Raw genomic sequence first — 20,420 nt, 5'->3', positions numbered from 1 at the left:
TGAGATATAAAAAAACACCTCAAAATTGAGGTGTTTTTGATACTTTATAGGTTATAATTGTTATTTTTTAACTATATAAAAATAAGATCTTCTATTTTTTTGATGCTCTTTTGTAGAGCAGTTTGTTGTATCATCACAATTATTTAATAGTTTTTCTTCCCCATAACCTACTGCTTTTTCTATTCTTTCTGAAGAAATCCCTCTAGAAACAATGTAAGCTTTTGTTGATTTTGCTCTTTTATCAGATAGCTTTTTATTGTATTCTTTCGATCCTCTACTATCTGTGTGTGATTCTATTCTAATTATCATTTCTGGGTGATTTTTCATTACCGAAACAACATGTTCTAACTCATATTCTGCATCTTTTCTTATTGTATGTTTATCAAAATCAAAATAAATAGGACTAATCACAATTTGATCTTCTATAATCAATGGTTTTAACGATAAATTTACTGTAACAAGCTGTTTATTTACATCAAGAGTTTGTAATTGTTTTGGGTAAGCTTTATAATCTTCTTTTTCTGCTATAACTGTAAATTTTTTCTCACAATCAACTTCAACAAACCTATAGTCTCCATTTTTTCCCGTTACTTGTTGTGCTTGAACCTTACCATTAGAATCAATTAATTTAACTGTTGCTCCTAATATTGGTTTATTGCTTTTTTCTTCTGATACTACACCTGTTATATCTTCTTTACAGTTATATAAAATAAAGCTATAAATGTCATCGTCTCCTTTTCCTCCTTTTCTATTAGAAGAGAAGAAACCTTTGTTCTTTTCATCGTCTATCACAAAAGCAAAATCGTCATACGATCCATTTATTGGAGCACCTAAATTATTTGGTTTTTGATAAGTACCTGAATTATTTTTTGATTCAAAAATATCAAGGGCACCTAAACCTAGATGTCCGTCTGAAGCAAAATACAAGGTATTATCTTTAGCGACGAAAGGAAACATTTCTCTTCCTTCAGTATTTATTTCTTTTCCCAAATTTACTGGTTCTCCGTAAGTGCTATTTTCTAAAAGTGCAACCTTGTATATATCTGTTTTCCCAAAACCATTTGGCATATCTGAAATAAAATACAATGTTTTCTCATCTGCGCTTAAAGTTGGATGTCCCGCAGAATAATTATCATTATTAAATGGAAGTTCCTTTATATTTCTCCACTCTCCATTTTCAAACTCTGCTTTATATATTTTAAGATATGCTATTTGATTATCTCCTCCTTCTAATTTCTTTCCATTGAAATTTGTTCTGGTAAAGTACATTGTTTTACCATCTGAAGTAATTACAGCATTGGATTCGTGATATTGTGAACTTAATGATGAAATTATTTCTTCTTTTTCTAAATCTATTAATTGTTTTTCTTCATTATAAACTTCATTTGCTTTGTAGATATTTAAATGCGGTTGATTGTTCCATTTATATAGTTTGTCATTTTCTCCAACAGGTTTTGTAGAGGCAAAATAAAGTTTATTATCATAGGTAAACCCACCAAAATCAGAATACTGAGTATTGACTGAGAGATTGGTTATATTTATAAATGTTTTCTTTTTTCCATTACTATATTTATTAAAATAACCTTCATTTTTCTCTAAAGCTTGCCCTCTTGAGTCATTCTCTTTAATTTCACTAAACTTTAAAAGCCATTTATCAGATTCTTTAATTTTTCCATTACTTTTTAAAGATTGTGCATATCTAAAAAAATATTCTGACTCTGTAATACTCTCATAGTTTTCCATTAAAATTTTATACCATTTCTCTGCTTCTAAAAACTCTGAGTTATAATAATGAGAGTCTCCTAAACGACTAACAATTTCGTACGAATTATTTCCTTTATCATAAATTTTCTCATATAGTTCTGCTGCCTTTTTATAAGCAAAAACTTCAAAATATTTGTCGGCTGTGTATTTTCTTTGCCCTAAGCAAATTCCACTAAGAAAAATAAATATTACTACTAACTGTTTCCCCATGTCTCTTATCTTTTGTAGTTAAATAACACTAAAATAATTATCTTTTTTTATTTTAGCTTATTCCTCGCTCTTTTTTTATCTGTTCATAAGCTGCTTGTATTTTTTGGAATTTTTCTTTAGCTCCTTTTTTATGTTCTTCTCCTAAATTTTGAAGTTTATCTGGATGGTATTTTTTTGCCATTCTTCGATATGCTTTCTTTACCTCATCGTTAGTGGATTCTTTTGTTATTTCAAGCATTTTATAAGCACTATCAGATTCGTCATAAAACATTGCCTTTATTGAAGAATAATCATATTCGTTAATATACAAGTAACTTGCTATCTTTCTAATCTCTTCTTCCTCTACACTAGTTACTTGTCCATCTGCTTTTGCTATTCCGAATAAAAAATGTAGTAACTGTAATCGTGTAGCATGTGACATATACTGACGTATTTGTAAACAAACTTGTCGTGTAGATACTTGTTTCTTAATAATGCCATTGAATAATTTAAATGCATGATTTGCTCGTTCTTTACCATACATTTTCACAAAGTACATACGAACATAATCCAGTTCACGCCTATCTACTTTTCCGTCAGATTTTATAACTACTGAAGCTAATATTAACAAGCTTATTTCAAAATCTCCTGATGTAGCTCTTCCCCTTCTTGGTTGTCCCCCTGTCTTTTTTTGATATTCTTGCTGTTCTTGTACAAAATCTTCTACAGAAATTCCATCAATAAGACTTCCTACAGCAAACCCTATAATAGCTCCTATTGGACCTCCTAATGTAAAACCGGCTCCTGCTCCAAGCCATTTTGCAAATTTTCCCATTGTTTGTTTTTTAGAGGCCACAAAGATAAAACATTACCAATCTATCTACCATACTTATTTCGGGTTGATTGTTGGCACTAAAAGAAGTATCTTTGCCTTAAATTTTAATTCAAAAATATGTATCCAGAAGAATTAGTAAAACCAATGCGTGATCAATTAATTGACGCTGGTTTTGAAGCTTTATATACTGCTGAAGATGTTGACAATGCTTTAGCCAAAGAAGGAACTACATTAGTAATGGTAAACTCTGTTTGTGGATGTGCTGCAGGTACTGCAAGACCTGGTGCTATTGCTTCTTTAGGAGCAGATAAAACTCCTACGAACTTAACTACAGTTTTTGCAGGTGTAGAGAAAGAATCTACAGCGAAGGCAAGAGAATATATGATTCCTTTCCCTCCATCATCTCCTGCAATTGCTTTATTTAAAGATGGTAATTTAGTGCACATGTTAGAACGTCATCATATCGAGGGGCGCTCTGCACAAGCTATTGCTCAAAATTTAGCAGCTGCTTATGACGAATTTTGTTAATCTTTTTAAACAAAAGGTTTCAAAACAAAAAACAACTAAAAAATCCAGTAATTTTACTGGATTTTTTTATACTTTCTTAATTACATTAGTTACAACTCCCCAAATAATAAAATTATTTTCTTCTGTAATTTTTATGATTGGGTAGTCTGGATTTTCAGGCTGCAACCAAACTTCACTTCCTTCAACTCTTAATCGTTTTACCGTAAACTCTCCATCTAAAAAGCAAACCGCTATCTTATTATTTGTTGGCGGAATACTTCTATCAATTACCAGTAAATCATTATCATCTAAACCTGCACCAATCATCGACTGACCACTTACTCGTGCAAAAAAAGTGGCTTCTTTATTTCTAATAAGTTCTTCATCTAATGAAATACGCGTTTCCCTGAAATCATCAGCAGGAGAAGGAAAGCCCGCAGAAATACCTGTATCCATAAAGATAGCTCCCTCGCTTTCATTTAACTCTTTTGGTAAGAAAAAAGTCAATGCTTCTGATGCTTTTACTGGTTTTAATTTTCGTAACATCTTATTATTTGTTATTTAACTAAGCTTATTTTACTTTAATAATATCGTTAATATTTGTAGTATATTTTGGTGATAATCGCTCTTGACGCATCTTCCAAGTACGTTGTAAATCTTGGTTTGCTAATTTAATCTTATCTGCTTTATAAGTCTGATTAATTTTATCTATTACACTCATTAAAGAAGCATGCTTCGGGTCTTCCTTTGCAAACATATCTAATTGATAATTGTCTGAAGGCACCAACCCTGTTACAATTACTCCTGCTCTTTTATACTTTATTCCCTCCTTAAAAATAGTAGTTACAGCTTGTACTGCACTTTTACTTATTGTTAATGTAGAGTTTGTCGGATATGGAAGTACAATAGTTTTACTTGCTCGATGTTGTTTAGTCTCTTTTTTATGATAATCACTACGCAATAACACTATTACCATATGGCAACTTGAGTTTTGCTTACGTAATTTTTCTGCACAACTTACAGCAAACGTTGAGATTCTTTCTTTAATATTATCTAGATCCGAAAATGTATATTCAAAACTTCGGGTTGTTGCTATTGCTTTTTTGTTAGTAGGCTCATCTAGTTGTATTTTAGACTCTCCTTCTAAATCTTTTTTCAACTTCCAACCTGTTATTGAAAGGTTTTTCAACACCCAATCATCATTTAACTGTGTAAAATCGTACGCCTTTTTACATCCTTTAGCAAGTAGTCTCTTCTGTATACCTCTCCCAATTCCCCAAATACTTTCTATAGGAGTCCACTTTAATGCTTTAACCCTTTTCTCCTCGGAATCAATCACATACACCCCACCTGTTTCTTTCAAGAATTTTCGTGCAATTTTATTAGCAACTTTACTCAACGCTTTTGTTGGTGCAATTCCTACACAGGTTGGAATGCCTGTCCATTGTAAAATTCTACTTCTGATTTCGGTTCCGTAAGAATTAAAATCATATTTATCAAAACCTTTGAATTGTAAAAAAGCTTCATCAATAGAGTATACTTCCACATCTGGAGAAAATTGTTCTAAAATTTTCATCACTCTAGCGCTCATATCACCATACAACGGATAATTTGACGATAGCACTGAGATATTATTGTTTTTACAAAACTGATCCCACTTAAAAATTGGAGCTCCAAATGGAAGTTGCAAGTCTTTTGCTTCGTCACTCATTGAAATAACACACCCATCGTTATTACTTAAAATAGCCACAGGTTTTCCTTGCAAATTCGGATTAAAAACCCGTTCGCAGGAAGCATAAAAGTTATTACAATCTACCAACGCATACATAGTTGTAAAGGTACAGAATATTGAAAAATGAACTCTAACTAACTTTCCTTATTTTTGTTTCATGGTTAGAAAATTAAAAATTGACGGAATTGATAAAATAATTATCAAACGTCTTGTAAAAGATGCTCGTACACCTATTTTAAGCATTGCCCGAGAAGTAGGTATATCTGGCGCTGCCATTCATCAACGATTACGAAAGTTAGACGAATCGGATTTAATTGATGGTTACAAAATGATATTAAATCCAAAAGCATTAGGCTATACCACTACCGCTTTTGTTGGTGTATTTTTAGATTCTTCTAGCTTATACTCTTCTGCAATTAAACGTTTAAAAGAAATTCCTGAGATCGTAGAAAGTCATTACACTACAGGTAACTATGCTATTTTCATTAAAATACTGTGTAAAAACAACGAAGACTTAATGCATTTGTTAAATAAGGATATTCAAACCATAAAAGGAGTTTCAAGAACCGAAACTTTTATATCTTTAGACCAACAAATAGATCGACAAATAAAAATTTAAAAACCCCTAATGAACGATTTTATCTTCTACTTTAAAATGGGCTTGTTTCATGTATTAGACTTTAAAGCCTATGACCATATTTTATTCTTAATTGTATTAGCTGTTGTGTATCAATTTAAACAGTGGACAAAAGTTTTGTGGTTAATCACCTTGTTTACTATTGGACACTCAATAACTCTAGCGCTTTCAGCATACGGAATTTTAAATGTACGAGCAGATTTAATTGAGTTTTTAATTCCGTTAACTATTTTTATTACGGGATTAATGAATGTATTAACCGCAAAAAAAGCATCGGTAGGAAAAGAAAACCAAAATTTATTTTTTGCTTTGTTTTTCGGGTTAATTCACGGACTTGGTTTTTCTAACTATTTTAAAATTATGATTGGAAAAACTTCTGATAAATTTTTACCTTTATTAGAATTTGCCTTAGGTGTAGAAGTAGCACAAATTATTATTGTATTAGGTATTTTACTAATTGGAGCACTAGTGCAATCAATCTTTAGTGTAAATCGTCGTGATTGGATTTTAATCATGTCATCAATCGTAATTGGTTTTGCTTTACAAATGATGTTTGACCGTGTTTTTTGGTAAAAAATTAACGCCTAACTAACACAAATCTAACTACCTTAGCTTATCTAAGAAAAATCGTACTGAAAATTTTGAAGAAAAAACAATTAAAATATGACATTGCCTATTTAAAAATGGCAAATGAATGGGGACAACTTTCACACTGTATTCGTAAAAAAGTAGGCGCCTTAATTGTTAAAGATCGAATGATTATTTCTGATGGTTATAATGGTACTCCTTCTGGTTTTGAAAATTATTGTGAAGACGAAGAAGGGTACACCAAATGGTATGTGTTGCATGCCGAAGCCAATGCTATTTTAAAAGTAGCTTCTTCTACACAATCATGCAAAGGTGCTACTTTATATATTACACTTTCTCCTTGCCAACAATGCAGTAAATTAATACATCAAGCAGGAATAAAACGTGTAGTATATGCACAAGCATACAAAGACCGATCAGGATTAGATTTTTTAGAGAAAGCGGGTGTTGAACTGACTTATTTACCTTATGAACAAGAATAATTTACCTATATATTTATCTATTGCAGTTATTTTCGGTATTCTTATTGGGACCTTTTTTAGCAACGGAAAATCAAGAAATCTTATTGGGAAAAGCTCATCAAGTGAACGAAAAATAAAGCGTTTAATTGACTACATTCAAAGTGATTATGTTGATGCTGTTAACACAGATGATTTATTAGATGGAGCCATTGCAGAGATGTTAGGTAAATTAGACCCTCATTCAGTATACATTCCTAAAGAAAACTTACAATTGGTTACCGAAAACATGCAAGGTAATTTTGTAGGAATAGGTGTTCAATTTCGTATGATTGGTGATACTATTACCGTTATAGAACCTATTAAAGGAGGACCAAGTATTGAAGCAGGAATTAAAGCAGGTGATAGAATTTTACTTGCAGACAAGGATACACTCTATGGGAAAAAACTGCAAACTTCCCAAATAATGAAAGCTTTAAAAGGAAAGCCAAACACTAAAGTTGATTTGCAAATTTATAGAAAGACCAATGATAGTATTTTTAACATTACTATTAATCGTGGTAAAGTAAATATTAAAAGTGTTGATATTGCTTACATGTTAAACGACAGCGTTGGTTATATAAAATTAGATCGTTTTGCTCGTAACACCTATATTGAGTTTAAGTCTTCTTTAAGTAAATTACTAACTAAAGGAATGACTGATTTAGTTCTAGATCTGCGTGGAAACGGTGGTGGTTTTATTGATATTGCTAATGATATTGTTGATGAGTTTTTGGAAGATGAAAAGCTGATTGTATTTACAAAAAATAACAAAGGAGATATTGTAGAGTCTTTCGCTACTGATAAAGGCGATTTTGAACACGGTGGGTTATATGTACTAATTGATGAAAACTCTGCCTCTGCCTCTGAAATTGTAGCTGGTGCCTTGCAAGATAATGACAAAGGTATTATTATTGGACGTCGTTCTTTTGGAAAAGGGCTAGTACAGCAAGAAATGGACTTAGGAGATGGTTCTGCGGTTCGATTAACTACGGCTAGGTATTATACTCCAACAGGGCGTTCTATTCAAAAGCCTTATAAAAAGGACGCAGATTCTGAAGAATATAGTCATGATTTTGAACATCGACTAGAAAATGGGGAGTTGTTTACCAAAGACAGTATTAAAACTATTGATAGTTTGAAGTATACGACTCCTAAAGGTAAAGTAGTATATGGTGGCGGTGGAATTATTCCTGATTATTTTGTAGCGGTAGATACCTCAGCTTATATTCCTACAATTTTCTTTCGTCCTTTAAATGATTTCGCTTTTTCATATGTAGATGATAATCGTAAAAAACTCGCTTCATTAACCGTTGAGGATTTTATTAATGATTTTGATAAAGACAATAAGATTTCTAATAAATTCTTAGCAGAACTCAAAGATTTTAGACTTCCTGAAAGAACAAAAAATCAACTTCGCAATAACTTAAAAGTATTGATAGCTCGTGAACTTTTTAGTGACGAAGGTTTATACAAAGTAGATCAGCGAGATGATAAAATGCTGCAAAAAGTATTTGAGTTAGAACAAAAGCAAAATGAATAAGAAAATATTTAAAGTAATCATAGCGCTTTTTGTAATAGTGTTGACTTTTAAATTCTTCAGTTTTATTACTGAGAACTTCATACACGGATGGAATGCTCCTAACTAAAACTTCTTTTTAACCTAAATTGTAGTCTTTACACTACTTTGTTATATACATAATAGTAAATTTGTGCTGTATGTAAATTAATAAAGAGCAAGCTACAACAAATGAAGAAATCCGCGAACACCAGAGCAACTATTTTACAACAAGCTTTTGAACTTATTTATAAGAAAGGATATCAATCTACAAGTATTGATGAAATTATAGCGACTACTAAAGTAACAAAAGGTGCTTTTTATTATCATTTTAAAAATAAAAAGCAAATGGGAATTGCTGTTATTAAAGAGGTAATACAATCCAAAACCATTGATTTTTCTGTAAGTTTTCTTTCTTCTTCTACCAGTTTACATGATTCTTTATATACAATGATTGAAGAATTACTTTTACAAAATTCTTTTTTAACCATAGAATATGGTTGTCCTCTAGCTAACTTAATTCAAGAAATGTCGCCTTTAGACAATGATTTTAAAGAAGCTCTTGATGAAGCAAAGTCATTATGGACAAATGCTATTGCTACTTCTATTACCAAAGAACAGCAAAATAATACTTTTAACTCAAGTATTAATGCTGAAGAAGTTGCTGATTTTATTATAGCTAGCTATTGGGGAGCTAGAGCTTTAGGAAAATTAAGCAACAAGACAGATACTTACACCCATCATTTAAATCAATTAAAACTTTACTTAACTACTTTAAAATAATCTTAAGCCTAAAAAACATACCAGTTGGTATGTTTTTGTTTTATCTTTGCTTTGTTCTAAAAAACAAGCAATGCAAATACATAATAATTATAGTCCATCTGTACTCAACAGAAAAGAAATCCAACAGTTTAAAAAGCTTTTAATTACCTCAAAATTAAAAGAGAGTTTCACTAAAACATTATATAAAATCGGTATTAAATCTAAAATAAAGTTTAATCTTGATACTATAAAAATTCCTGACTCTAAGCTATCTAAACTAGCTTTAGAAGAAGCAAATGATTTATGTAACCCTATATTACTTTACCATTCTTATAGAACCTTTTTTTGGTCTGCTGGTATTGCTCTTTCAGAAAAACTACACTATGATGAAGAGTTACTATTTGTTTCATCAATGCTACATGATGTTGGTTTAACAGATACCCACAATCATGTGTGCAGTAAACAATGTTTTGCCAATTACGGAGGCTCTTTCGCAAATGAATTTGTGAAGAAAAACGATAGTGAAGATAAAGCTTCCACTATTAAAACTGCTATTGATATGCACTTATACCCTACTGTCGACAAGAAGAAGTTTGGTAACGAAGCTTACCTACTTTCAAAAGGTGCAGCTATGGATGTAATTGGTTCACACTATTTTCAAGTTCCAACTTCTTTTATTAAAGAAGTTCATAAAACATATCATAGAAATGGTTTTAAGGAAGATATTATTGAAACTATGGAAACATTAAACCATAAAGAAAATACTAGAGCCGATATTTTATACAAAATGGGATTTGCCTCTATGGCTTCAAAAAATATTTTAGATTCTAAAAAATTTATTTTTTAGAGGTAAACTTAGCTTCCCTCTTAGTCTTATATACCTCTTCGATGGTTGGATTTTGAGGGCAGCTTTTTATTTGCTCAAACTTATCACCTGACTTTACATAACCTGTTTGCAATATTTTAAAGTAAACTCCTGGTATGTTTTGTTGCCAAAATTGTTTTACGATTTTCATATCATTAAAACGCACTCCTAGCTTCATGCATGGTTGACGTGGTTTAGTTACTTCAATAATAACCTCTCCTACTTTAAAAGTATCTCCCACGTGCAATTGACTTTCCTCTAAATCCGAAACAGTTAAGTTTTCACCAAACATTCCATGTTTCCAATCTAAACTTGGGTATAACTCTTTCCAATATGCATAATGCTTCTCTGAATAGGCATAAACTGCTTGATCTATTCCTCCATGATGTTCTCTATCACAAATAGCATCATCTTTTACTTTTTCAACATCTAAAAAGATAGGTTTCTCAACAGGAAACTTAAAAATACCTGTAGTAACAGTTTTTCCTTTCCAATCGATTTCTTTTCTTTCTCCAATGTTAGTGGCTACAATTTTCATTTTACTTTTTTATTCAATTAAAAAATTCTGCAATACATCCGCAATTTTTCGGTTGTCTGATAATTGTGGAATCTTATTCTGACCTCCAAACTTTCCTATGGATTTCATATATTCATGGAAACCTCCTTTTTTCACTTTTCTAATAATAAGAGGACGTAAAATTTTACCTTCAATTAAATCGAAGTAATATACATTTTGCTCTTGCATAGAAGCATCAATTTTAGATGCTAACTCATCCAAATTCTCAGGTTCATTTTCAAACTCAATAAACCACTCATGATATGGTAATCCACTTTCAGGATTTACTTGCGGTGCTACTGTAAACTCGCTTACATTCACATCAGTTCCTTTTATAGCATCATTCAACGCTTTTTCTACCTCTTTCCCTATTACATGCTCACCAAAAGCAGAAATAAAGTGTTTTATACGTCCTGTTACTTTTATTCTGTAGGGTTTTAAAGAAGTAAATTCTACAGTATCGCCAATATTATATCCCCATAAACCCGCCGAGGTGTTTAAAATAATAACATAATTCACCCCTAATTGAACGTCTTTTAATGATATTCTTGTTGGATTCTCATCAAAAAATTCATTTGCTGGAATAAATTCATAAAACATTCCTGAGTTTAACTGCAATAACATTCCTTTTTCGGTTTGAGAGTCTTGATATGCAATAAACCCTTCAGATGCTGGATACAATTCTACATAGTCTATTTTTTTCCCAATTAACGCTTCAAACTTGTTCTTGTATGGCTCAAAATTTACACCTCCATACACAAAGAAATTGAAGTTTGGAAAAATTTCAGAAACTGTCTTTCCAGTTTTCTCAATCAGTCGTTCAAAATACATTTGTACCCATGATGGAATTCCGCTAATTACCGTCATGTTTTCTGGCAAGGTTTCTTCAACTACTTTATCTACTTTGGTATCCCAATCTTCAATACAGTTGGTTTTCCAACTTGGTAAACGATTTTTTAAGAGATAATTTGGAACATAATGCGCTGCTATTCCACTTAACCGCCCTAATTTCACGCCGTTTTTATCTTCTAAAACTGGACTTCCCTGTAAAAAAATCATCTTCCCATCAACAAAGCTAGCATCGTTTGTTTCTGTGATATAAAACAACAAAGCATTTCGAGCTGCTTTTATATGTGTGGGCATGGATTCTTTACTGATAGGAATATATTTTGCTCCTGAGGTTGTTCCTGATGTTTTGGCAAAATACAAGGGCTTTCCTTTCCACAAAACATTCTCTTCTCCTGCTACAACTCTATCTACATAACTACGTAAACCTTCATAGTCGTTAATAGGCACTCTTTTTTTAAAGTCTTCGTAATTGTTGATTGATACAAAATCATGATCTTTTCCAAATGCTGTTTTACATCCTTCTGTAACCAAATATTGAAAAACTTTTTCTTGTGTTTTATGTGGGTTGTTTGCCCATTTATATACTTGTTTACGGACAATTTTTGCAAATGGAATTGCTAATATTGATTTTATACTCATGTTCTTTTTCTATTTACTGAAAATCTATATAGTTTGTTGGGTTAACAGGAAATCCATTATTCCACAACTCAAAATGTAAATGAGGTCCGGTAGTTAATTCTCCTGTGGAACCTACACTTGCTATTGCTTCTCCAGACTTTACGACGTCTCCTTGTTGTTTTAACAAAGTTCCGTTATGTTTATATACTGATATAAATTCGTTAGAATGTTGTATCGTTATTACATACCCTGTTTCTGCTGTCCATTCTGCTAAAATAACTGTACCGTCGGCTACGGCTTTTACAGGCGTGCCAGTTTTAGCTACAATATCGATCGCATAATGTTTGTCATTAACGTCGAATGGTTGTGATATGTTTCCTGTTAAAGGTGAAAAGAATACATTTTTAACTCTATTTGCTCCTCCGTTATGCAAAGGAAATAAGTCTTTGCTCTCTACTTTTTCTCTAAATAAAGAATCCTCCTTTGATGCTTGTAATTTACTTTCATCAAAAGCTATTGTTTTCATTTCTTTAGTTATGGAGTCTATCTTTTCGGGCTCAATTTGACCTGTTAAAACTGGCTTTAAAGCTTTAGTGTAACTTTCAATAACTGACAGTCTAGTTTTTAAAGAATCTGCTTCATATGTTAATCTGGTAGCTTTTCTTTTTAAGGCTGTTGATGAATACCCTGGTATATATTCACGTATACCCGTAAAAGCAATTAACAAAGTGGTGAGTACTATAAGAAGTATAGAAAACACTCCTCCAAATACAAAAACATTTAATCGTGATAGCTTTAAAGAAAATCGTTCTTGAAACGTATCTTCATTAATTATTACTAGACGATACTTATCGGTAAGTTTCTGTTTAAGTTTTCGTTTTTTTTTATTTTTTGCCACGTTTTATACTTGTTTGGATTTCAAATATACAACGAAAAAACGGCGAAACTATTTTTTATAAAAATTCATCTCATCAATATACTTCCAAACCTTTTGAGACAACAAAGGTTTACAGTTTTTTTCTTCTTTTATGGCTTTGCGAATCATGGTTGAAGAAATTTCTATTATTGGAGCTTCAACTCTATGAATTTTTTTGTGATTTTTAAACTGGCTTTCAACAATTCCTTCAGAAACCCTAGGGTAAACATAAATATTATAATCTTCTAAAATTGCCTCATAGTTTTTCCATTTATGCAAACTTTTTAGGTTGTCTTCTCCCATAATTAGGCTAAAGTTATAACTAGGGTGTTTTTCAGAAATATGTGCTAAGGTATTTATAGTATAATTTGGTTGAGGAAGCCTAAACTCTATATCTGATGGTTGAATCTTCTCATATTCTTCTGTAGCCAAATATACCATATCTAAACGATGATGGTTATCTAACAGTGAGCTTTTCTTTTTAAAAGGGTTATGAGGCGTAACCACCATCCAAATTTCATCTAAATTAGAATACTCAACCATATGATTGGCTATAATTAAATGCCCTATATGAATTGGATTGAAAGTTCCGAAGTATAATCCGATGTTTTTCATATTTATAGATACTAGACTTATTCTTTATCCGTTTTTCACTTTCTTTTTTATTCCTAAAAAATCATCTACTAAATCTTCCGCTTCTTGTAATGCTACAGGTAAGTCGTAGTTTTTAATGATTTTATCAAACTGTGGTGCTGTTGCTAATTCTACTGATGCTTTTGCAATACGCATGTTAATCTTGTCTTCGCTTTCGGTACTTCTTTTCTTTAAACGAATTTTTAGCTCATCAACACTTGGTGGCTTTACAAACACAGCTAAGGTTTCTTCTGGAAATTTCTTCTTAATACGTAAACCTCCAACAACATCAATATCAAAAATTACATGTTTTCCTTGCGCCCAAATTCGTTCAACTTCTGTTTTTAACGTTCCATAAAAGTTATCACGATACACTTCTTCCCACTCTAAAAACTCGTCATTTTTTATTTTTTGCTTGAATTCTTTTGCAGAGATAAAATAATAATCTTTTCCATCAACTTCTTCTCCTCTTGGAGCTCTTGAAGTAGCTGAGATTGAAAACTCCAAATTAAAACGTTCTTTTGCCAACAAATGACGTACAATAGTAGTTTTACCTGAACCTGATGGTGCTGAAAACACAAATAATTTCCCTTTAAACTCTTTCGACATTTTTATAAAACGTTTAAAATTTGTTCTTTTATTTTTTCTAACTCGTCTTTCATTTGGATGACTAATTTTTGCATTGGTGCAAAATTAGCTTTTGATCCTGTTGTGTTGATTTCTCTTCCGATTTCTTGTACGATAAATCCTAATTTTTTTCCATTGGAATCTTCTGTTGCTAATTGCTGTAAAAAATACTCTAAGTGATTAGCTAAACGTACTTTTTCTTCGTTAATATCTAACTTTTCTAAATAATAAATCAGCTCTTGTTCAAAACGATTTTCATCAACCTCAACTTTTAAATCTGTTAATGCTTTTTGTAAGCGTTCTTTAACATGCTCTATTCTATCACCATCTAACTTTTTAACTTCTTCTAAAGCAGATTGAATATTTAGTATTCTTGTTTTAAAATCTTCTTCTAACGATTTTGCTTCGTCAGTTCTATATTGAATAATTTCTTTTAAAGCTTCGTCAATATGAGTATCTATTTGCTTCCACTCTTCTTCATCTAACTCTTCACGCTCTGTTTTTAAAGCATCTGGCATTCTAACAGCCATTTTCATTAACTCAACATCATCTGAAGTTCCTACTTGAGTTACATTTCTTAATTGCTGCATGTACTCTCGTACCACACCTGTATTCACCGTAGTTGAAGTTTCATCTGCAGTCATTTCCACATAAATAGAAAAATCCACTTTACCTCTTACCAAGTTACTTGCTAGTTTTTTTCGAACATTGAGTTCTTTTTCTCTGTAATATGAAGGAATTCTAGTATTTAAATCTAAGTTTTTACTGTTTAAAGATTTAATTTCGATTGTTACTTTTTTAGAGGGTAAATGTAGTACGGATTTACCGTAACCCGTCATTGACTGTATCATAACTTCGGTTTAATAATCCGCAAAGATACGTTTATTTATTGGGAGTTTCTGTTGGACGTTTGGTTACCAAAAATACTCCTAAAAAGATTAATAATGCAGCTCCTATTTTAACCAAATCTAAATGATCACTACCTACAATCAATGCGTAAATAGCTGCTACCACAGGTTGTAAATACATAAAAACACTTACTGTGGTTGGTTTTAATTTTGATAATGCAAATAAGTTAAACAAGTAAGTAATACAAGTAGTGAATAATACTACAAAACCTACTTTTAAGAAAATTGAAACAGGCATTGTTTGCCACTGTACCTCTAACAGTTCAGAAAAACCAAAAGGTAGTACCATTATCAATCCAAAAAGATATAACCACTTAACAAAAACAATAGGGTTGTATTTTGCTATTAGTTTTTTTACAACCACCAAATACATACCATACGATGCTGCATTAATGAATACTAAAAAGTTTCCTAGCACCATATTAGTTGCATCTCCTTTAAGTGGATTCCCGTAAGCTATTAAAATTATGGCTCCTACCATACCAACTATAACTCCTGCTATTTTTCTTAAAACTAATTTCTCTTTTAAAAGAATACTAGCAAAAATTAATACTAAAATAGGAGTAGTTACCATCATAACTGATGCATTGATTGGTGTGGTATAACTTAACCCTTTAAAAAACGTAAGCATATTGAAAGCAATGCCAAAAAAAGCTGCCATCGCTACTTTTTTATAATCTGCTTTCTCAATAGATGGTGCTTTTACAAAAAGTCCTAACAGCCAAAAAATCATAGTAGCCCCACCAACACGAAGCAATATAAAACCAAATGGTTGAATATATCCCTCCATCACTTCTTTAGCTACTGTAAATGTAACCCCGTAAATAAGTGTTGCGATTGAAGCTGCTGTAAGTGCTAACGCTCTTTGATTCATTTTTATGGTTTTAAAAACAGGTGCAAATATGATGATAATTTTATTCTTTTTTACTACTATTTTACCTCATACCAATCTTTAAATATCACTTTTACTTAAACTAAAAAAGCACTGCAAATGCAGTGCTTTTCCCTTTGGCTGATTAACTTTTGATTAGTCCACTAAAGGTGGTATTCTTAATACTTGTCCTGGATAAATTTTATCAGGGTGTGTTAACATTGGTTTATTTGCTTCGAAAATTACTGGATACTTCATAGCATCTCCATAAAATTCTTTTGCAATTTTACTTAATGAGTCTCCACTTACTACAGTGTGAAATTGTGCCATAGCAGCTTCTTCGATAACTTCAACTTCTTTAACGGTCATGTTGTCTTCTACAGAAGCAATCCCCTCCGTATTACCCACTACTAAAACTACTTTTTCTTTAGTAGCTAAATCTACTGCTTCTCCTGTTACTGTAGCCTTATCATCTTCCACATTAACAGCTAAGTTTTCAACAGAAAGCTCTAATTTATTTACTGCATCTACTAATTTTGCAGCTTTCTCTGTAGCTTCTTCTTCAGTTGTTTTCCCGATACCGAATACTTTTGCCCCGGCATTTTTAATAAATGAAAAAATTCCCATTCTCTTTTTTGATTTTTTGTTAATATTCTTTTTACTGTCTGACTAAGATACAATTTTTATACCAAAATTCGTATTCCAAAATAATTAAAAAAAAGCCTCTTTAGAACTAAAAAAGCACCCAAACATGGATGCTTAACCTATTATATCTTGTTCTCCTCTACTCTTTATTAAAAGAATTCCAACCTTGTGCTTTTAATTCAATTTCTTGGTTTGCACGTGTTACTAAGTTTATCCCTTCATTTTCTTCAGTAACATGACCTATAACTGTTAAATTAGGATTTCCTTTTATTTTATCATAATCAGCAATAGAAACCGTAAATAACAACTCATAATCTTCTCCTCCACTTAAAGCTATCATCGTACTATCCATATTAAATTCTTCAGAAGTAGAAATAACCTGTGGGTCTAATGGTAATTTATCTTCATATATTTTACATCCTGTTTTACTTTGCGTACAGATATGCATAATTTCAGAAGATAATCCATCAGAAATATCAATCATCGAAGTTGGCTTTACCTCTAATTCTTCTAATAACTTAGGAATGTCTTTACGTGCTTCTGGTTTTAATTGACGTTCGATTATATAAGTATACTTATCCAAATCTGGCTGATTTTGAGGATTCACTTGAAACACTTGTTTTTCACGTTCTAATACTTGTAACCCTAAATATGCTCCTCCTAAATCTCCCGAAACTACAATTAAGTCAGTAGGTTTAGCCCCATTTCTATAAACAATTTTCTCTTTATTAGCAGTACCAATAGCTGTAACAGAAATTAATATTCCTCTTGTTGAAGATGTAGTATCTCCTCCCACTAAGTCTACCTTATATGTATCGCATGCTAGTTGTATTCCTGCATATAATTCCTCAATAGCTTCTAACGGAAAACGATTAGATACAGCGATAGATACGGTTATTTGTTCCGCATTAGCATTCATTGCGTAAACATCTGATAAATTAACCATTACCGCTTTGTACCCTAAATGCTTTAAAGGCATGTAACTCAAGTCAAAATGCACTCCTTCAACCAATAAATCAGTTGTAATTACAGTTTCTTTATCCGATGTATTAATCACAGCTGCATCATCTCCAACCCCTTTCACAGTTGAAGAATGATACATTTTAAAATGTTTTGTTAAATGGTTTATTAACCCAAACTCTCCTAGCTCAGCTAACGAAGTTCTTTCTTGATTTTTATCTTCTAACATGCTGCAAAGATAACGACTAACAAACAAAAAGAAGTATTCTGCTTAAGCTAATCTATACAAAATAAAAATAGGGTTTTGCTGTTTTTATATGTTATATAAATAGTTAATTACTTAATTTAGTGATTTTAAACCCCAATTTATGGAAAACTTTAAAACCTTATTCGTTTTAGTTGGAATGCTGTTTTTAGCTTCTTGCACATCCTCTTCTAGCGAAACTCCAATAAAAACCAATAAAACTGCGTGCTCTAATGGAAAAGCAGGAATTTATTCTTGTGATGGCTATGATTTACTATTAAACATACCTCTAAGCACATTTGATGCTGTTAGCGGAAGTGACTGTTGGGGATGGACAGATCCAACAACCAACAAAGAATACGCTATTATGTGTGTAGATAATGGAACTACTTTTGTTGATATTACCGATACAGAAAACCCTATTTATTTAGGCAAACTTCCAACTGCAACTACGAGTAAAAGTTGGTGGGATGTGAAGGTGTATAACAACCATGCTTTTATTGTTAGTGAGGCTACAAATCATGGTATGCAAGTATTTGACTTAACAAAACTTAGAAATATTACAAACCCTCCAAAAACGTTTGTAGCTGACAAGCATTTTACTGGTTTTGGTAGCGCACACAACATTGTTATTAATGAAAATTCAGGATACGCATACCCTGTGGGTACAAATAGATCTGGAACATATAGAGGAGGTCCTTTATTTATCAATATACAAAATCCTCTAAATCCAATAAATGAAGGTGGATGGGGAATGGACAATTATAGTCATGATGCACAAGTGGTAACCTACAATGGACCAGACACAAATTACATAGGTAAAGAAATACTAATAGGAAGTAATGAAAATGAGGTCGTAATTGTTGACATTACTGATAAAGCAAACCCTGTAAACATTTCTAAAGTTTCATATGCAAACGTTGGTTATACACATCAAGGTTGGTTTACTGAAAATCAAAAATATTTTATTTTAGGAGACGAGTTAGATGAACAAAATTTCGGTCACAATACAAGGACTATTGTTTTTGATTTTTCTGATTTAGAGAACCCTAAACAACACTTTATATACACAGGACCTACTTCGGCAATTGATCATAATGGATATATTAAAGGAAGTACTTTTTATTTAGCAAACTATAATGCTGGTGTACGTTTTATTGACATTTCAAATATAGAGAGTAAAACTATTACCGAAACAAATTTCTTTGATACACACCCTGAAAATGATAATGCTGATTTTAATGGTGTTTGGAGCGTATACCCCTACTTTAAAAGCGGAAAAATTGTGGTAAGCGACATTAATAGAGGTTTATTTATCCTTAAAAAACAATAAATGCTTAAAAAACTCCCATTATTAATTTTCTTATTAATTATTTACAGCTGTAATAAAGATGATGGTATACAACTTAATTCTACAACCAAAATCCCTAAAGTTAGTTTGGTTCAAACTTTGGGCGGTTCTATAAATGAAAGCGGTAGAAGTGTAATTAGCACTACTGATGGAGGTTATATTATAGCTGGTTATACTCAAAGTATTGATGGAGATATAGAAACCACTAAAAATATAATTCAATACGACTTTTGGATTTTAAAGTTTGACTCCAATGATAACCTTATATGGCAAAAAACCTATGGCGGTTCAAAAGATGACAAAGCATCTAAAATTATTAAAACAAAAGATAATGGTTTTGCTATTGTAGGTTACGGAAAAAGTGATGATGGAGATGTAAATACAAACGAAGGGTTTGATGACGTTTGGGTATTAAAACTAGACAACAACGGCACAATAGTATGGAAAAAAACTACTGGTTTTTCTGGAGCTGACCAAGGTTTTTCAATTATTCAGACTTCTGACGGAGGTTATTTTGTTGGAAGTATTCTAGATGTTACAGCATCTGGAGGCTTAGGTAATTCAAAACAAGCAGCCAAACATGCCGGTGGAGACTATTGGGGAGTTAAACTCAATATTAACGGAGATATTGAATGGAGAAAATACTTTGGAGGCACAAATACTGATACTTGTTACGACGTAGCAGAAGCAGCTGACGGCTATTTATTAATTGGTTCTTCAGACAGTAATGATGTAGATATAAAAAACAACAAGGGCTCTTATGATTTTTGGGTTGTTAAGATTAATAAAAGTGGAAATTTACTTTGGGAAAAATCTTTTGGTGGTACAGAAATTGATGAAGCTAGAGCAATAACAAAAACCAATGATGGAAACTTCATTATAGTAGGAGATACACGTAGCTCTAATCAAGACATTTCTCAAAATAATGGTGGTGCCGATTTATGGGTTGTAAAAATAACAAGTCAAGGAGCATTGCTTTGGCAAAAGAACTATGGCGGTTCGAGTTTTGATGTTGGCAGATCGATTAAAAAAACATTGAACGGAGATTTTTTAATCTCTGGAAGTTCAAGAAGCGCTGACAACAATTTCATCAATAAAGGTCAAAATGACGCATTGATTATGAAAATTGATACAGATGGAAATCTATTATGGCAAAAAACCGTTGGAGGAACAGAAATAGATTTTTGCTACGATGCTGTAGAATTAACAAATGGTAGTATTATAGCTGTAGGCGATAGTAGCAGCAATAACCAAGATATAACAACAAACAAGGGGTTTTCAGACCTACTAATTATCAAACTAAAATAA

At 31.8% G+C, this 20,420-nt stretch carries 22 protein-coding genes; 9 read left to right on the top strand and 13 right to left on the bottom strand.

Annotated features, from left to right (window positions below; genetic code table 11):
• Nucleotides 1-60: 60 nt before the first annotated feature.
• Both ABHQ57_RS03770 and ABHQ57_RS03765 read right to left on the bottom strand, forming a co-directional pair.
• Complete coding sequence (locus ABHQ57_RS03770; protein WP_167712907.1) at nucleotides 61-1,974, bottom strand: OmpA family protein; 1,914 nt, start codon at nucleotides 1,972-1,974, stop codon at nucleotides 61-63.
• Between the two features lie 52 nt (nucleotides 1,975-2,026).
• Entirely contained in the window at nucleotides 2,027-2,788 is a 762-nt protein-coding gene (locus tag ABHQ57_RS03765; protein WP_167712905.1) for a TerB family tellurite resistance protein, read from the bottom strand.
• 117 nt (nucleotides 2,789-2,905) lie between these two features.
• Here ABHQ57_RS03765 and ABHQ57_RS03760 point away from each other — a divergent pair, with 117 nt between their 5' ends.
• Complete coding sequence (locus ABHQ57_RS03760; protein ID WP_073182156.1) at nucleotides 2,906-3,316, top strand: BrxA/BrxB family bacilliredoxin; 411 nt, start codon at nucleotides 2,906-2,908, stop codon at nucleotides 3,314-3,316.
• A gap of 66 nt (nucleotides 3,317-3,382) precedes the next feature.
• Here the strand turns inward: ABHQ57_RS03760 and ABHQ57_RS03755 are convergent, their stop codons facing one another.
• Together ABHQ57_RS03755 and ABHQ57_RS03750 are read right to left on the bottom strand one after the other, a co-directional pair.
• Nucleotides 3,383-3,841, bottom strand: a complete 459-nt coding sequence (locus tag ABHQ57_RS03755) for a LexA family transcriptional regulator (RefSeq protein ID WP_073182158.1) — start codon at nucleotides 3,839-3,841, stop codon at nucleotides 3,383-3,385.
• A gap of 25 nt (nucleotides 3,842-3,866) precedes the next feature.
• Nucleotides 3,867-5,123, bottom strand: a complete 1,257-nt coding sequence (locus tag ABHQ57_RS03750; protein WP_167712903.1) for a Y-family DNA polymerase — start codon at nucleotides 5,121-5,123, stop codon at nucleotides 3,867-3,869.
• A 61-nt stretch (nucleotides 5,124-5,184) separates the two neighbouring features.
• On the opposite strand from ABHQ57_RS03750, the gene ABHQ57_RS03745 reads away from it, so the two are divergent.
• The 6 genes from ABHQ57_RS03745 (at nucleotide 5,185) to ABHQ57_RS03720 (ending at nucleotide 9,916) form a co-directional block, all read left to right on the top strand.
• Nucleotides 5,185-5,646: an Lrp/AsnC ligand binding domain-containing protein gene (locus tag ABHQ57_RS03745; RefSeq protein ID WP_047789927.1), complete on the top strand. Its 462-nt coding sequence runs from the start codon at nucleotides 5,185-5,187 to the stop codon at nucleotides 5,644-5,646.
• Nucleotides 5,647-5,655: 9 nt separating this feature from the next.
• The gene (locus tag ABHQ57_RS03740; protein ID WP_047789926.1) at nucleotides 5,656-6,237 is read left to right on the top strand and encodes a HupE/UreJ family protein; all 582 of its coding nucleotides are present in this window, start codon (nucleotides 5,656-5,658) and stop codon (nucleotides 6,235-6,237) included.
• Nucleotides 6,238-6,302: 65 nt separating this feature from the next.
• Nucleotides 6,303-6,734 carry a dCMP deaminase family protein gene (locus tag ABHQ57_RS03735; RefSeq protein WP_047789925.1) on the top strand — a complete coding sequence of 144 codons (432 nt, stop codon included), beginning with the start codon at nucleotides 6,303-6,305 and terminating at the stop codon, nucleotides 6,732-6,734.
• On the top strand, nucleotides 6,721-8,292 hold the full coding sequence (locus ABHQ57_RS03730) for a S41 family peptidase (protein ID WP_389862360.1): 1,572 nt from the start codon (nucleotides 6,721-6,723) through the stop codon (nucleotides 8,290-8,292). The genes ABHQ57_RS03735 and ABHQ57_RS03730 overlap by 14 nt, the downstream gene beginning before the upstream one ends.
• A gap of 207 nt (nucleotides 8,293-8,499) precedes the next feature.
• Nucleotides 8,500-9,090, top strand: coding sequence for a TetR/AcrR family transcriptional regulator (locus ABHQ57_RS03725; protein ID WP_073182163.1), 591 nt, complete (start codon nucleotides 8,500-8,502; stop codon nucleotides 9,088-9,090).
• 70 nt (nucleotides 9,091-9,160) lie between these two features.
• On the top strand, nucleotides 9,161-9,916 hold the full coding sequence (locus ABHQ57_RS03720) for a nitrile hydratase (protein WP_389862356.1): 756 nt from the start codon (nucleotides 9,161-9,163) through the stop codon (nucleotides 9,914-9,916).
• On the opposite strand, the gene ABHQ57_RS03715 is transcribed toward ABHQ57_RS03720, so the two are convergent.
• The 9 genes from ABHQ57_RS03715 to thiL all read right to left on the bottom strand — a co-directional run bounded on the left by ABHQ57_RS03715 (nucleotide 9,906) and on the right by thiL (nucleotide 17,746).
• Nucleotides 9,906-10,472, bottom strand: a complete 567-nt coding sequence (locus ABHQ57_RS03715) for an MOSC domain-containing protein (RefSeq protein ID WP_159614334.1) — start codon at nucleotides 10,470-10,472, stop codon at nucleotides 9,906-9,908. The genes ABHQ57_RS03720 and ABHQ57_RS03715 overlap by 11 nt on opposite strands.
• A gap of 9 nt (nucleotides 10,473-10,481) precedes the next feature.
• Nucleotides 10,482-11,978 (bottom strand): GH3 auxin-responsive promoter family protein, encoded by a 1,497-nt coding sequence (locus ABHQ57_RS03710; protein WP_389862353.1) that lies wholly within the window; start codon nucleotides 11,976-11,978, stop codon nucleotides 10,482-10,484.
• A 13-nt stretch (nucleotides 11,979-11,991) separates the two neighbouring features.
• Nucleotides 11,992-12,855 carry a M23 family metallopeptidase gene (locus ABHQ57_RS03705; protein ID WP_047789919.1) on the bottom strand — a complete coding sequence of 288 codons (864 nt, stop codon included), beginning with the start codon at nucleotides 12,853-12,855 and terminating at the stop codon, nucleotides 11,992-11,994.
• A gap of 48 nt (nucleotides 12,856-12,903) precedes the next feature.
• Nucleotides 12,904-13,488 (bottom strand): nicotinate (nicotinamide) nucleotide adenylyltransferase, encoded by a 585-nt coding sequence (gene nadD / locus ABHQ57_RS03700; RefSeq protein ID WP_159493473.1) that lies wholly within the window; start codon nucleotides 13,486-13,488, stop codon nucleotides 12,904-12,906.
• A gap of 24 nt (nucleotides 13,489-13,512) precedes the next feature.
• Nucleotides 13,513-14,115: a guanylate kinase gene (gene gmk, locus ABHQ57_RS03695; protein ID WP_047789917.1), complete on the bottom strand. Its 603-nt coding sequence runs from the start codon at nucleotides 14,113-14,115 to the stop codon at nucleotides 13,513-13,515.
• Nucleotides 14,116-14,117: 2 nt separating this feature from the next.
• Nucleotides 14,118-14,984, bottom strand: a complete 867-nt coding sequence (locus tag ABHQ57_RS03690) for a YicC/YloC family endoribonuclease (RefSeq protein ID WP_231128374.1) — start codon at nucleotides 14,982-14,984, stop codon at nucleotides 14,118-14,120.
• A gap of 31 nt (nucleotides 14,985-15,015) precedes the next feature.
• Entirely contained in the window at nucleotides 15,016-15,915 is a 900-nt protein-coding gene (locus ABHQ57_RS03685; RefSeq protein WP_073182167.1) for a DMT family transporter, read from the bottom strand.
• A gap of 153 nt (nucleotides 15,916-16,068) precedes the next feature.
• Nucleotides 16,069-16,539, bottom strand: coding sequence for a peptidoglycan-binding protein LysM (gene lysM / locus ABHQ57_RS03680; protein ID WP_167712895.1), 471 nt, complete (start codon nucleotides 16,537-16,539; stop codon nucleotides 16,069-16,071).
• 157 nt (nucleotides 16,540-16,696) lie between these two features.
• A complete protein-coding gene (gene thiL / locus ABHQ57_RS03675) occupies nucleotides 16,697-17,746 on the bottom strand; it encodes a thiamine-phosphate kinase (protein ID WP_167712893.1) in 1,050 nt (349 codons plus the stop codon).
• 139 nt (nucleotides 17,747-17,885) lie between these two features.
• Between thiL and ABHQ57_RS03670 the strand changes: the two genes are divergently transcribed.
• Nucleotides 17,886-19,094, top strand: a complete 1,209-nt coding sequence (locus tag ABHQ57_RS03670) for a choice-of-anchor B family protein (RefSeq protein ID WP_082118666.1) — start codon at nucleotides 17,886-17,888, stop codon at nucleotides 19,092-19,094.
• Entirely contained in the window at nucleotides 19,095-20,420 is a 1,326-nt protein-coding gene (locus tag ABHQ57_RS03665; RefSeq protein ID WP_167712892.1) for a hypothetical protein, read from the top strand. It begins immediately after the preceding gene.

Source organism: Tenacibaculum sp. ZH5_bin.1 (assembly GCF_042865525.1).
GTDB classification, from domain to species: Bacteria; Bacteroidota; Bacteroidia; order Flavobacteriales; family Flavobacteriaceae; genus Polaribacter; species Polaribacter mesophilus.
This window is presented reverse-complemented; position numbering and strand designations above follow the sequence as displayed.